The sequence below is a fragment of the Vibrio lentus genome (assembly GCF_002875945.1).
Lineage (GTDB): Bacteria > Pseudomonadota > Gammaproteobacteria > Enterobacterales > Vibrionaceae > Vibrio > Vibrio apostichopi.
Genome location: NZ_MCZK01000021.1, coordinates 16,874 through 30,126, shown reverse-complemented (window position 1 = coordinate 30,126; position 13,253 = coordinate 16,874). Strand labels below are relative to the sequence as shown.

The following is a 13,253-nucleotide window of genomic DNA, read 5'->3' as shown; positions in this document are numbered from 1 at the left end:
CTAAGCGGAGAAGAGCCTCTGTGCTTCCCGATCTACCTGCTGATCACCTGCATTTCGCGATCAAAAAAGGAAAACACAAATTACTCAGCCGAATCAATTTCGCTTTACAAGACATCAAGGAAGGATCACTGCAATCTATTTACAATCAATGGCTTGCTCCATCACAACACTCGATGCTGCTGAATTACGGAACATTGAATTTAACCCAGGACGAGAAGAACTGGCTCGACAACAATCCCAACATCCCGGTCGGCACCCACTCGAGTTGGTACCCGTACGATTTTACCGATGAACAGCAACAACACTCTGGGTTATCCGCTGATGTGTTAAACCTAGTGAGCAATGTGCTTGGCGTATCATTCGAAAGTACCACTTACCTAACACCAGAAGCGGCAGAGGTCGCATTCAATCGTGGCGAGACAATGGTACTGACCAACATCACGCCAACCACAGATAAAGCCCGATACATGGACTTCACGCAAGCCTACAGCTTTGAACCATGGGTGTTATTAAGTCGCTCTGACCGACTAGGCAACTTTGCTCCAAGTGGAACTGAAGCCATTGCTGTGATTGAAAACTCCGGAGGCGCAACGGTTCTCCCTTCTCTCTGCCTGACTTGCCAAGCAGTACCTTACATTAATCATGTCAGCGCCTTCCAAGCATTACAGAAAGACGAAATCAGTTTCGCGCTCGCTTCTCTTCACCATGCTGCCCCTCTTTTACATCAAGACTATGTCGGGCAGTTTAAAATCACAGGCACCATCAATGAACAAAACAGCGCACCGCTGGCTCTCGCGGTCAACTTCCGCCATCCCATGCTGCTAAGCATTCTCAATAAAGCCATTGGCGCATTGCCTGCCAATGAATTAGAGCGTTTGGAAAACAAATGGCTGACCTATGAATACCAAGAAGGCTTGTCACCACGCGAAGTGGCTAAATGGTCGGTGATAATCGGGCTCGGCATCTTTATGGTCATTTTCGTGATCGTATTCTGGAACCGAAAAATGGCGGCTGAAATCGAGCAGCGAAAAGTCGCAGAACAACGCGCCAAAGCCGCAGAAGCCCATTTACAGACACTGGCCGACAACATAGATGGAGTGGTGCTCAAGCATATTCAAACAAACCCTCAACAGCCTTTGAATATCCAATTTAGCTTCGTGAGTGCCGGTGTAACCGATATGTTCGGCTTATCCGTGGTTAGGGTAAAAGAGCACCCTCAATATCTGTTTGGCCTAATCTCTGAGGATGAATTGCCCCAGTTTGAAACTAGTATGCTCGAAGCTATGGAATCTGGGCATTGGGAAAGCGAACAGCAAGTGCAGTTAGAGTCTGGTGAAGTGAAATGGGTGAAATTTAATAGCCAGATATCAAACAGCAAGGCTATCGAATGGAACACGGTGATTACAGACATCACCCTACTGAAAAAACAACAACAGGCTTTAGACAATGCGCGCCAAAAAGCAGAAAGTGCCACCGCGGCCAAGTCACAATTCTTAGCTACCATTAGCCACGAGGTTCGTACTCCCATCAGCGGGATCTTAGGGTTATTGGAGTTAATGCAAGAACATCAATTAAGCGAAGAGCTATTAAACCTACATGGTGGATTGAATCAGTCTGCTCGTAACCTATTGCACATCGTTAATGACGTACTCGATTACTCTAAGATTGAAGCAGGTAAACTAGAACTCAATCCAACTGAGATTGAATTAGGCAAAGTGTTAGCGCGCATCGTGCAACCGCAATCCATTCACGCACAACAAAAAGGCTTGGCCTTCCACTATTGGCAAGATCCCAATCTCGCTCAATGGCTGTTTGCAGATGATATACGACTCCATCAGATTCTGAATAACTTCCTCAATAATGCAATTAAGTTCACCGAACATGGCACTATTTCATTGCATATCGATGTAATTGAGAAAAACCAGCATCTGCAGAAAATTAGCCTCACCGTCTCAGACACAGGGATTGGTATCCCGAAAGACAGGCAACAAAGCTTGTTTCAACCTTTTGAACAAGCCGACAAAACAACCAGTCGCCGTTTCGGTGGCACAGGGCTTGGGCTGTCTATCGCGTTAAAGTTGATTGAACAAATGGATGGCACCATAGAGCTGTCGAGTGAAGAAGGAAAAGGCAGCCACTTTACGGTTACCGTTGTCCTCCCAACTTGTGCTCCTGAACATGCAGTTAGCAACGCTTTAGCTCTATCACAAACACTGATTTGTACTTCGGAGGCTGAGAATCCTATTGAGCTAGATATGAGCAATCACTCACAAGAGGTGTATGTGGTTGGTTACGTTCTTCAACAAGAAGAGCTGTGTCGATATTTGAAACACTTCAGCCTTGAACCCAAGGTTCTGCACATTAATCAAAAGCACTTACTCAAAGAGATGGTCGTTAAACATCAGCCAAAACACATCTTTGTGGCGATGTCTGTTTGGCAACAACTGGCAATTACCGACGCATGGATTCAGCAGCATGCGGATTCAACACGATTCACGGTGATCAACCAAAATCCGATGCTATCGCCAGAACCTTTAGGCAACTCATGGTGCTTGTCGGTCAACCCTTTGTTACCCGACAACCTTATTCACGTTTTAACGAAACCCGTCAGTCACGACAATCTAATCTCGCCATTAGACAACCCAACTAAAGCGCCTATCGCCAAAGAGACTCGTGAGCAAGCTGAGCTCAACGGTAGGCTGATTCTTGTCGCAGAAGATCACCCTATCAACCAACAAGTCATTGCTAAGCAACTTGAGAATATTGGTGTTCACGCCGATATCGTTGATAACGGAGTGCTCGCGCTAAACGCCTTAAAAGACAAACGCTATGGCCTGCTGCTCACTGATTGCCACATGCCCGAGATGGACGGTTATACGCTGGCTTCAAGTATTCGTCAGATAGAACAACGCCGAGAAGAGCTTGAGCAAGAGACTCAAAGATTACCTATCGTCGCACTGACAGCGAATGCCGTTCAAGGTGAGGATGCTAACTGTTATGCACATGGCATGGATGACTTCCTGGTTAAGCCCGTGTCGATTAAACAGATGAAGCTAACCATTGAGAAATGGTTACCTGCGATAAAGGATTCTGTACCAACGCTTGAAACCGAGGCTCCCAATACAGAACAACTAGATACACAAAATCAGGACATGACGTCCTCATCAGACTCTTCATCAAACTTTTCGTCAACGGAAGAAAATACCAATGAGTTTTCGATGCTGTTCCAAGACATTGAACACAGCTTTGCAGAAAGTGACAATTTAGCACTGAACGAAAATGTTGATCCTACTATCTCCCAAGACTCTTGCAACGATATGAACAATCAAGTCATCGACTACTCAGCACTCTATGATCTATTTGAAGATCACGATGTTGTGATGACCTTACTCGATGAGTTTGCTGCAAGTTTTGTTGAAGATAATGAACAGATAAAAACGCTGTGGACTGCCAAGGAATATCAGCAAGTCAAAACCACATCACACCGACTCAAAGGTGCGGCGAGAATGGTGGCCTGTGAGCCGATCGCCTCACCGCTAGCAAACATAGAGGCACTCACCAATGAACTAGTGACAGGAGCCGTTAGCTTAGAGCAAGTGGAATCAAAAATTGAAGCTTCAATCGAAGAAGTGGATTCGACATTTGACTTGTTCATTGACGAAATGAACCAGTTACGGCAAACAAAAGAAAAGGCTTACTCTTATGAGTAAGCCTTAGGCATCATTTGCGTTAATACAGACAGCTCTCGCTGAATTATGCTGCGGGAGCGTTATTCACAAGCACTTCACGAATAGACTTAAGCGTCGCTTCCGTTGAATGGTAATCCAGTTCTACTGCCGTAAAAATACCATTTACTTCAAGCATTAACGTCGGGTAAGAGTGCACACCGATCGCTTCTTTAAAGCCTAATTGGTCATCTAATTCGCTTTCCAACAACTTGCTAGAAAGGTCATTTTCAAACTGTTGTACATTCATGCCTAACTCTTGAGCGAGCTGCAGATGCGTTTCTTGGCTGTGTGGCAACATCGCACGAAGATAGTAAGCGTGTTGAATTGCCTCAAGCATCGCTTCGTAGTGGTCTTGAAAACCAGCAGCTATCACGGCGCGACATGCCGGGTAAGTACTGCGAACAGGTTGACACTCTGTCCAAAATTCATGGTTGAACTCAGTACCAAGCTTTGCTTCGATCTGCTTCCAGATAGCTTGCAGCTTGCCTTTCATCTCTTCTGACATCGGCTCATCAGAATCTGGGGCCAAACCGCCAACAACGTAATTAAATTCAATACTTGCAGGGAGCTGCTGTTTTAAAAGTTCTAATGTTGGCTTATAACCCCAGCACCAACTGCACATTGGGTCATGCACATAATGAAGTTTTACGTCCATTGTTCATTCCTTATCGAGTCTTTCGAACCAGTCAAACAAAAAAGGAGCCTGATTAAGGCCCCTTCCATTCAATATTTAAGCGCAAAGGCTTAAAGCTTACTCAGCGTCGTCGCCAGCTACTTTAGCAGCGGCTTCTTTAACGATTGGCTGAAGCTCACCTTTTTGGAACATCTCAAGAATGATGTCACAACCACCGATTAGCTCACCGTCAACCCATAGTTGTGGGAACGTTGGCCATTGTGCGTAAGCTGGAAGCTCTGCACGGATGTCAGGGTTTTGTAGGATATCTACGTAAGCAAATTTTTCGCCACACGCCATTAGTGCTTGAGATGCTTGAGAAGAAAAACCACAGCTTGGCAGCTTAGGAGAACCTTTCATGTAAAGTAGAATGGTGTTTTCTTCAATTTGCTGTTTGATTTTATCGATAGTTTCCATTGCTTCCTCGTTAATGGATTACGGCTTTTATTGCCTTTATTCTACCCCAAACCAAAAGAATAAAAACCATATAAAAAAAGCGGTTTACGAGCTAAGCTAACAATTCACATAAAAGTGATGAAATAAGCTTTTAATAAAGTAAAAACTTGCTAAACTATATCGCAAGTCAACAAATTGACCGTGGTTGGCCTCATAGCGAACCATGAATAATAATATCACTGGAAGCAATCGAAAGAGTTAACTCTTTCATATCAATGGAGAATTGAGCAATGGCATTTGAACTACCGGCTCTTCCTTACGCGAAAGACGCGCTAGAACCACACATCTCAGCAGAAACGCTAGATTTCCACCACGGTAAGCACCACAACACTTACGTTGTTAAGCTAAACGGTCTTATCCCAGGTACTGAGTTTGAAGGCAAAACACTAGAAGAGATCGTTAAGACTTCTACTGGTGGTGTTTTCAATAACGCTGCTCAAATCTGGAACCACACGTTCTACTGGCACTGTCTTGCTCCTAAAGCAGGCGGCGAACCAACTGGCGCTGTTGCAGAAGCTATCAACGCTGCATTCGGTTCTTTCGAAGAATTCAAAGCGAAATTCACTGATTCAGCAATCAACAACTTCGGTTCTTCTTGGACTTGGTTAGTTAAGAAAGCTGACGGTTCTCTAGACATCGTTAACACTTCTAACGCTGCTACTCCTCTAACAGAAGAAGGTGTTACTCCACTTCTAACTGTTGACCTATGGGAACACGCTTACTACATCGATTTCCGCAATGTTCGCCCTGACTACATGGCTGCATTCTGGAACCTAGTAAACTGGTCTTTCGTAGAAGAGAACCTAGCTAAGTAATTATTACTTATGCTGCGCTATTTATAGCGAGTTATCTATTGAAAGCTCATGCCTCGGCGTGAGCTTTTTTGTATCTATCGCCTCCCAGATAAAAATTAGCATCAATTAACAGACCGTAGTTTCTGCCTATCCCTACCTTTCATATCAGCCCTGCATAAATTCGTTATTTGCCTGTAATTAAACACTAAAGTTTGCCGACTCCATGCCGTTAAAGGTGTATCGAATGAGAGGCAACATGCAAATACATACTTTAGACAAAGCAGGAATCATCAACGAACTGAAGTTCGGCATCGGGATCAGCCAAGCGGTTGAGCAAGGTCGCCGTGCAGATTTCGCGTTGTTGTTATCTATGTTTTCTAATGATGTACGCGATTGCACACCCATCGACACCATTGAAGTTAGCGAGACAAATGAAGATCGTCTGCGTAAGCAATTCGGCGTAGCAGATCCACAACCTTTGCGCTCAGACCAATCGTCTTATGAAATTTCGGCTCAACAGTCGGCTCAGTTTCATCAGGCAAGCCTTGCCAGTGCAAAACTCAGCCATTACTTGAAACCTGAAGCGCTTGCTTTCATGCCTGAAGATACGCATGACTTTCCCGAAGAGGTTTATCAAAACCTTTCTGGTCATGACCGACGTAAATTGGCGAATAAGCACTTACCTGATTTACCTCATGCCACGCTTTACAACGAATTGTCGACCGCTCAGCGTCAATATCAGATTCAAGCTCAGGTGTAGGTAACGGCTCCCCTTTCAGACTTTCTCTTAAGGCTCCTCTTTTCCCATCTTGTGTGCACCTGCGGATTCATTGATGCGAGTGATATAAACCACTAGCCTTAGGCATCTATCATTTCCAGTTTGTCGATTACCTCTTGAAGTTACTACAAAATGTGACGTGCCACTAAGTTCATAAAAACTTATTAATTGGCATACCTTAGTTTGAACCAATTCACACCCATTGTATGAAATTTGACCCATCCTTATCCGATATGGACGATTTGTTTAGGTACTGGGATGGAAATAAAAAGCTCAATCATATTGGTAACATCTGCCGGCTCGCGACTGGGAGGGACGATTGCGAACCACTTTGTTAACCTTGGAGCGACCGTTATTCTTTGTGATAACGACCCATACGCCCTTCAGGCAACCTATGAACAATGTGCTCGTTTTTCCGAATCTGTATACAGTTACACACTCAAAGGTAACGACAATCAAGATATCTTGAGCGTGTTTGATTTCATTCAAACCACCTTCAATACCACACCCGATGTATTGGTCAATAACTGGATCAGTTCACCAATGCCGAGTTTAATTGGTGATCAGCCTGTCAGCAGTTTTATCAACGATTTATCATCGATGGCATCAACCCTTTTCGCATTTGGGCAAATCAGTGCTGAAAGGTTACGAGAAGAAGATAAAGAAGGCGTCATCGTGAATGTGATATCCCATGACGATTTCCATGATGTGTCCGGCTTAGAGAGCGCAAACTCGATGATCACCGGCTTTACCCACAGTTGGGCTAAAGAACTGACTCCATTTGGTATTCGAGTTGGTGGTGTTGTCCCTGCGGTTCATAATTCAGATGGCAAACTTAACCGATGCCACTGGGCGCAGCTGCAAGACGAATTGACCAGAACAACCGAATACATCGTCTCTAATGATTACTTTAGTGGGCGTGTGGTTGCCGCAGAAGTTTAGAGAATCCCTTTGACGACCGTTGTCCATCGCAAGTTTTGGTACTCAGGTTCCTGCTCATAAAGAAAACGTTGAACATTAACATTTACCTTCGACACCTCACGATATCCGTCCAACTGCAAACATAAAAAAAGCCCCAGTCTCTCGACTGGGGCTTTGTATTTTTCCCGATTAGATAAGGTTCGTGCTAGCGAAAACTTATCTCAAAACTAATGCTTACTTATTATGCGTTAGCTTTTTCTTTTTTAGCTTTTGGTGCTTTCGCATCAGCTGGCTTTTGGTCAGCTTTCTTAAGGATAACTGTAGTACCTTCGAAAGTTTCACCTTCAACGTAAGGAGTACCGAAGTACGACGTTGTTAGAACTTCTTTTAGCTCAGTGATTAGAGGGTAACGTGGGTTAGCACCTGTACACTGGTCATCGAACGCTTCAACTGCTAGCTCGTCTAGTTTCGCAACGAAGTCAGACTCGTTAACACCCGCAGCTTGGATAGACAGTGGGATGTCTAGGTCAACTTTAAGCTCTTCTAACCAAGTCAGTAGACGTTCAATCTTCTGAGCAGTACGGTCACCAGCTTGGCTTAGGCCTAGGTGGTCAGCAACTTCAGCGTAACGACGACGTGCTTGTGGACGGTCGTACTGAGAGAATGCAGTTTGCTTAGTTGGGTTATCGTTCGCGTTGTAACGTACAACGTTTGAGATAAGCAGCGCGTTAGCAAGGCCGTGTGGTAGGTGGAACTCAGCACCAATTTTGTGAGCCATTGAGTGACACACACCTAGGAATGCGTTCGCAAATGCTACACCAGCGATAGTTGCTGCGTTGTGTACTTTTTCACGAGCGATTGGGTCTGCTGCACCGTTTTTGTAGCTTGATGGTAGGTACTCTTTAAGCATCTTAAGAGCTTGTAGAGCTTGGCCATCTGAGTATTCGTTCGCTAGAACAGACACGTAAGCTTCAAGAGCGTGAGTTACTGCATCGTAACCACCGAACGCTGTTAGAGACTTAGGCATGTTCATTACTAGGTTCGCATCAACGATAGCCATGTTTGGCGTGATTTCGTAGTCAGCTAGTGGGTACTTAGCACCAGTCTTGTCGTCTGTAACAACAGCGAATGGAGTAACCTCTGAACCTGTACCTGAAGTTGTAGTAATACATACAAGCTCAGCTTTTTGACCCATTTTAGGGAACTTGTAGATACGTTTACGGATATCCATAAAGCGCATTGCTAGTTCTTCGAAGTGAGTATCTGGGTGCTCGTACATAACCCACATGATCTTAGCAGCATCCATTGGAGAACCGCCACCTAGAGCAAGGATTACGTCAGGTTGGAAGCTCTTCATTGCTTCAGCGCCTTTCTCAACAACAGATAGTGTTGGATCCGCTTCTACATCGAAGAATGTTTGAACTTCAATACCTTGTGCTTTAAGCAGGCTAACTACGTCATCAGCGTAACCGTTGTTGAATAGGAAACGGTCAGTTACTAGGAATGCGCGTTTCTTACCTTCTAGGTCGCCAAGAGCGATTGGAAGGCTACCACGACGGAAGTAGATAGACTTAGGTAGTTTGTGCCACAACATATTTTCAGCTCGCTTCGCTACAGTTTTCTTGTTGATAAGGTGCTTAGGACCTACGTTCTCAGAGATAGAGTTACCACCCCAAGAGCCACAACCAAGAGTTAGAGACGGTGCAACGTTGAAGTTGTACAGGTCACCGATACCACCGTGAGTAGTAGGGATGTTGATTAGGATACGAGCCGTTTTCATCTTGTCACCGAAGTAACGGATGCGGTCTGCGTTGATATCTTGGTTAGTGTAAAGACCAGACGTGTGACCGATACCACCAATTTCAACCATTGTTACTGCTTGAGCAACTGCGTTCTCGAAAGAAGACGCACGGAACATACCTAGAGTTGGAGACAGTTTCTCATGAGCGAATTCGTCGTCGTAAGATACTTCGCCAAGGCCTTCACCAACAAGAATCTTAGTATCAGCTGGAACTTTAACACCCGCCATTTCAGCGATTGCAGTTGCAGGTTGACCAACGATTTTTGCGTTTAGGTTGCCGTCGATAAGTAGAACTTTACGAACTTTATCAGCGTCAGCTTTGCTTAGTACGTGACCTTTGTGAGATGCGAAACGCTCTTTCACTTCGTCGTATACTTCGTCCATTACGATTACAGCTTGCTCAGAAGCACATACTACGCCGTTATCGAATGTTTTAGACATAAGGATAGATGCTACAGCACGTTTAACGTCTGCTGTGTCATCGATAACTACAGGAACGTTACCAGCACCAACACCGATAGCAGGCTTACCTGAAGAGTATGCTGCTTTAACCATGCCTGGACCACCAGTAGCTAGGATAAGCGCGATACCGTCGTGCTTCATAAGCGCGTTAGAAAGCTCTACAGATGGTTGGTCGATCCAACCGATGATGTCTTTTGGTGCGCCTGCTTTAACAGCCGCGTCTAAAACAAGTTTAGCAGCGTCGTTAGTTGAGTTCTTTGCACGTGGATGTGGCGAGAAGATGATGCCGTTACGTGTCTTAAGAGAGATTAGAGATTTGAAGATTGCTGTAGAAGTTGGGTTCGTTGTTGGAACGATACCACAAATGATACCTACAGGCTCAGCGATAGTCATCGTGCCTAGGTTGTCATCTTCTTCTAAGATGCCACATGTTTTTTCGTCTTTGTATTTGTTGTAGATAAATTCAGATGCAAAGTGGTTTTTGATAACCTTATCTTCAACAATACCCATTCCAGATTCAGCAACTGCTTGTTGTGCTAGTGGGATACGAGCATGGTTAGCCGCAAGAGATGCTGCACGGAAGATTGCGTCAACTTTCTCTTGAGAGAATGTTGAGAACTCTTCTTGTGCTGCTTTAACGCGTGCTACCAGAGCATCTAGTTCAGCTAAGTTAGTTACAGGCATGGTGGATCTCCTAAAATAATAAATATTAAAAACTTTTTATTAAATTCGCTGCTTGCCTTTAACCTTAAACATCAGCGTTCTTAGTAAATTGCTTTCAGGGCTGAGTATATTATTTCACAGTGTGAAAAAAATTGACCCAGATCAGTTACCCAAAAAGAATTAACTAGAAAGTAGTAAGGCAATCGCAAAAATGAACTTAAGAGCATGATTTATATAGATTAAAATCACACTTTTCGTTCGCGCAAAAAACAAGCAAACAGACAACTTTTTTATACATAGCGTCATAAACTGTAAAAAAGTTTCATTTTTAGTCCGTTAAATTACATGTATACAGCTATATTCGTGCTACTGAGAGTATATCCATACCGTTGCAACGGGCTAGATTTAGACATAATTTTTATTAAAAGCGTGCGTAGGTTAACATTTGGTCAAAAAATAATTACAACATGAAACACGAATAGTCTGTTCGTAACATGACGAAAGTCAGCATTTGGATTCAATTAGTTTTTCTATAAAAAAGACCCTATTTCAGGTTAGTTTTTTTCATTCGTGAAATTCAGATTTGTCACTTACATTACGCGCTCTGATTATAGACAGATCAACCCCTCTTCCTTAAGTACGCTATTTGGAGATCACCCACATGCAAGGTTTAGAAATCGCAATTTTTATGCAATTCTTCCTTGGGCTTGTTGCTGCCGTAAACCCTATCGGCATCATGCCTGTTTTTGTTTCTCTTACGGCTCATATGCCGCCAGAAGAGAGGAACAGGACCGCATTACAAGCCAACATTGCTGTTGCCGTTATATTGATTGTTTCTTTAGTTGCAGGACAATTGCTTCTCGACATGTTTAGCATTTCGCTAGATTCATTTCGTGTAGCCGGTGGATTGCTATTACTGAGCATCGCGTTTTCGATGATGAGCGGTAAACTCGGTGAAGATAAGCAGAACAAGCAAGAGAAATCTGAGTACGTTAGTAAAGAACAAATCGGTGTTGTTCCTTTGGCGATGCCATTAATGGCAGGCCCGGGTGCCATTAGTTCAACGATTGTCTACGGCTCTCGTTATCCAGCCGCAATCGACACGGTAGGCATTGGCATTAGTATCATTGCTTTCGCAACCTGCTCTTGGCTTCTGTTCCGTTCAGCGCCGGTTATCGTGCGCTTTCTAGGTCAAACTGGGATCAACGTTATCACGCGTATCATGGGTTTGATTCTTGGCGCTCTGGGCATCGAGTTTATCGCCAACGGCTTACGTAACCTATTCCCAGGATTAGCATAGCGCTAAACCGGATTCTGGCGATTCAAAGCCAGCCTGCACGACATTATCGACGAGGCAAGTAAAGCAAATTGGCTTTCACTCGCCTCGTTATTGTGAAGCTTGTATAATGACTGTTAATACATTTAACAGAAGATGAATCTCTCCTTATGTCAGGCAAGCCACTTAAGCATCACTTGTACGTCATTATCTTTGGTACCCATACTCCAGCTGGTCGTGCATTTGATATATCACTGATCGTTGCAATCTTGGCTTCGCTGTTGGTACTTATTCTAGAGTCCATCCCAAATGTCATGACCGAATGGTCACAACAGTTGCGTTATATCGAATACACTTTTACAGCCCTCTTCACTCTCGAGTATTTGTTGAGACTCTATTGCTCTCCAAAACCAAAATCCTATGCCACCAGCTTTTATGGTGTTGTTGATCTATTAGCGATTCTTCCGACCTACCTTGCGATCATCTTCCCCGGCGCTTCGTTTATGGGCGTGGTGAGACTGCTGCGTGTCATGCGTATCTTCCGTATCCTAAAATTGGTTCGCTACTTACAAGATTCCAATATCTTGCTGCGTTCACTATTAATGGCAAGACGTAAGATCCTCATCTTCTTCAGCACTGTGGGTATCTTGGTTGTTATCTTCGGCGCTCTTATCTTTGTTATTGAAGGGCCAGAAAACGGCTTCACCAGTATTCCCCACAGTATCTATTGGGCAATCGTGACCATCACAACGGTTGGCTACGGTGACATGATCCCTCAGACCGCGCTGGGTAAAGCGATCGCTTCGCTTACCATGCTACTGGGTTATTCCATCTTAGCGGTGCCGACAGGGATTATTACCGCAGAGTTGAGCAATGAGATGAACTCTCACAAAGAGTTGGTTAAGTGCCCTAACTGCAACCGCGCTGGCCATGATTCGGATGCAATGTATTGCAAGCACTGTGCAAGTGAATTGGCTGATCCGGACAAACGAGTCGTCACCGACGAGACAGAATAAAAACCAAAAAAAAGAGCTCCTCAAGAGCTCTTTCTTAACTAACCTAACTATTCATTAGCAGCCGTCTGTGAAAACTTCCACTTGGTAATCATCGTTCGCTTCCATCGCAGCCGTGTATTTCACGTAGCATTGCGTATTCTCGATAGCGGTATTGAAATCCTCACCCACCATATCATTAAGATACTCAGATCGAGTGATAAGCCAAATATCAGGGTCTTGCACCGAACCGTTATTGTGAGCCGCCCAAGTCCACTCGGTGGTTAAATCGTGATAGCCCGATTCTATTGCAAGGAAGTTTTCCATACCTTCCCTTTGAACTGCAGGATAACCGAACTGCACAGTACCGTAATCTGGAATTGAATAAGAAGCTTGGTACTCCATACCTGCCACTGCGGCTTTTTCGAATGCTAGATCAGACGCCGTGTGAACTGATGCTCCTAGCCCCTCTATAACCGAAGCTCTAGCATCATGTTGTATGTTTAAAAACTTTGGTGCTGCGACAACCGCTAAAACACCAAGAATGACGATAACAACAACTAACTCGATAAGAGTAAAACCTTTGTGAGTTGCTTTCATTTTTGACTCCAAACTTTAAGACGTACGAAATGTAAGGTTTTAAAGTCAGGCTTCTGTCATCAGATACAAAAAAAGCGCCCTGAGGCGCTTCTTCATTAATTATTCTCAA

Annotated in this window: 10 protein-coding genes; 6 read left to right on the top strand and 4 right to left on the bottom strand. The window is 44.2% G+C overall.

The window, feature by feature from the left end; translation table 11 throughout:
- Nucleotides 1-3,710, top strand: a 3,710-nt coding sequence (locus BCT49_RS02175) for an ATP-binding protein (protein WP_102433962.1), incomplete at its 5' end; no start/stop codon positions are given.
- Between the two features lie 43 nt (nt 3,711-3,753).
- Here BCT49_RS02175 and BCT49_RS02170 read toward each other — a convergent pair.
- Nucleotides 3,754-4,383, bottom strand: a complete 630-nt coding sequence (locus BCT49_RS02170) for a DsbA family protein (RefSeq protein WP_017111117.1) — start codon at nt 4,381-4,383, stop codon at nt 3,754-3,756.
- A gap of 96 nt (nt 4,384-4,479) precedes the next feature.
- Nucleotides 4,480-4,818: a Grx4 family monothiol glutaredoxin gene (locus tag BCT49_RS02165; protein WP_017076187.1), complete on the bottom strand. Its 339-nt coding sequence runs from the start codon at nt 4,816-4,818 to the stop codon at nt 4,480-4,482.
- A 269-nt stretch (nt 4,819-5,087) separates the two neighbouring features.
- Here BCT49_RS02165 and sodB point away from each other — a divergent pair, with 269 nt between their 5' ends.
- The 3 genes from sodB to BCT49_RS02150 all read left to right on the top strand — a co-directional run bounded on the left by sodB (nt 5,088) and on the right by BCT49_RS02150 (nt 7,371).
- Nucleotides 5,088-5,672 carry a superoxide dismutase [Fe] gene (gene sodB / locus BCT49_RS02160; protein ID WP_004734050.1) on the top strand — a complete coding sequence of 195 codons (585 nt, stop codon included), beginning with the start codon at nt 5,088-5,090 and terminating at the stop codon, nt 5,670-5,672.
- A 235-nt stretch (nt 5,673-5,907) separates the two neighbouring features.
- Nucleotides 5,908-6,411: a VC2046/SO_2500 family protein gene (locus BCT49_RS02155; RefSeq protein WP_277869403.1), complete on the top strand. Its 504-nt coding sequence runs from the start codon at nt 5,908-5,910 to the stop codon at nt 6,409-6,411.
- A gap of 276 nt (nt 6,412-6,687) precedes the next feature.
- The gene (locus BCT49_RS02150) at nt 6,688-7,371 is read left to right on the top strand and encodes an SDR family oxidoreductase (RefSeq protein ID WP_102433959.1); all 684 of its coding nucleotides are present in this window, start codon (nt 6,688-6,690) and stop codon (nt 7,369-7,371) included.
- Nucleotides 7,372-7,591: 220 nt separating this feature from the next.
- On the opposite strand, the gene adhE is transcribed toward BCT49_RS02150, so the two are convergent.
- Nucleotides 7,592-10,297 carry a bifunctional acetaldehyde-CoA/alcohol dehydrogenase gene (gene adhE, locus BCT49_RS02145; protein ID WP_102433958.1) on the bottom strand — a complete coding sequence of 902 codons (2,706 nt, stop codon included), beginning with the start codon at nt 10,295-10,297 and terminating at the stop codon, nt 7,592-7,594.
- Between the two features lie 640 nt (nt 10,298-10,937).
- Between adhE and BCT49_RS02140 the strand changes: the two genes are divergently transcribed.
- Entirely contained in the window at nt 10,938-11,576 is a 639-nt protein-coding gene (locus BCT49_RS02140; RefSeq protein WP_017105553.1) for a YchE family NAAT transporter, read from the top strand.
- Nucleotides 11,577-11,722: 146 nt separating this feature from the next.
- Complete coding sequence (locus BCT49_RS02135; protein WP_102433957.1) at nt 11,723-12,568, top strand: ion transporter; 846 nt, start codon at nt 11,723-11,725, stop codon at nt 12,566-12,568.
- Nucleotides 12,569-12,622: 54 nt separating this feature from the next.
- Here the strand turns inward: BCT49_RS02135 and BCT49_RS02130 are convergent, their stop codons facing one another.
- Nucleotides 12,623-13,144 (bottom strand): prepilin-type N-terminal cleavage/methylation domain-containing protein, encoded by a 522-nt coding sequence (locus tag BCT49_RS02130; RefSeq protein ID WP_102433956.1) that lies wholly within the window; start codon nt 13,142-13,144, stop codon nt 12,623-12,625.
- Nucleotides 13,145-13,253: the final 109 nt, after the last annotated feature.

What these genes read in the sequence shown, in the direction of transcription:
- BCT49_RS02170 (WP_017111117.1), bottom strand. Translation starts at nt 4,383, where the DNA reads ATGGACGTAAAACTTCATTATGTGCATGACCCAATGTGCAGTTGGTGC.
- BCT49_RS02165 (WP_017076187.1), bottom strand. Translation starts at nt 4,818, where the DNA reads ATGGAAACTATCGATAAAATCAAACAGCAAATTGAAGAAAACACCATT.
- sodB (WP_004734050.1), top strand. Translation starts at nt 5,088, where the DNA reads ATGGCATTTGAACTACCGGCTCTTCCTTACGCGAAAGACGCGCTAGAA.
- BCT49_RS02155 (WP_277869403.1), top strand. Translation starts at nt 5,908, where the DNA reads ATGCAAATACATACTTTAGACAAAGCAGGAATCATCAACGAACTGAAG.
- BCT49_RS02150 (WP_102433959.1), top strand. Translation starts at nt 6,688, where the DNA reads ATGGAAATAAAAAGCTCAATCATATTGGTAACATCTGCCGGCTCGCGA.
- adhE (WP_102433958.1), bottom strand. Translation starts at nt 10,297, where the DNA reads ATGCCTGTAACTAACTTAGCTGAACTAGATGCTCTGGTAGCACGCGTT.
- BCT49_RS02140 (WP_017105553.1), top strand. Translation starts at nt 10,938, where the DNA reads ATGCAAGGTTTAGAAATCGCAATTTTTATGCAATTCTTCCTTGGGCTT.
- BCT49_RS02135 (WP_102433957.1), top strand. Translation starts at nt 11,723, where the DNA reads ATGTCAGGCAAGCCACTTAAGCATCACTTGTACGTCATTATCTTTGGT.
- BCT49_RS02130 (WP_102433956.1), bottom strand. Translation starts at nt 13,144, where the DNA reads ATGAAAGCAACTCACAAAGGTTTTACTCTTATCGAGTTAGTTGTTGTT.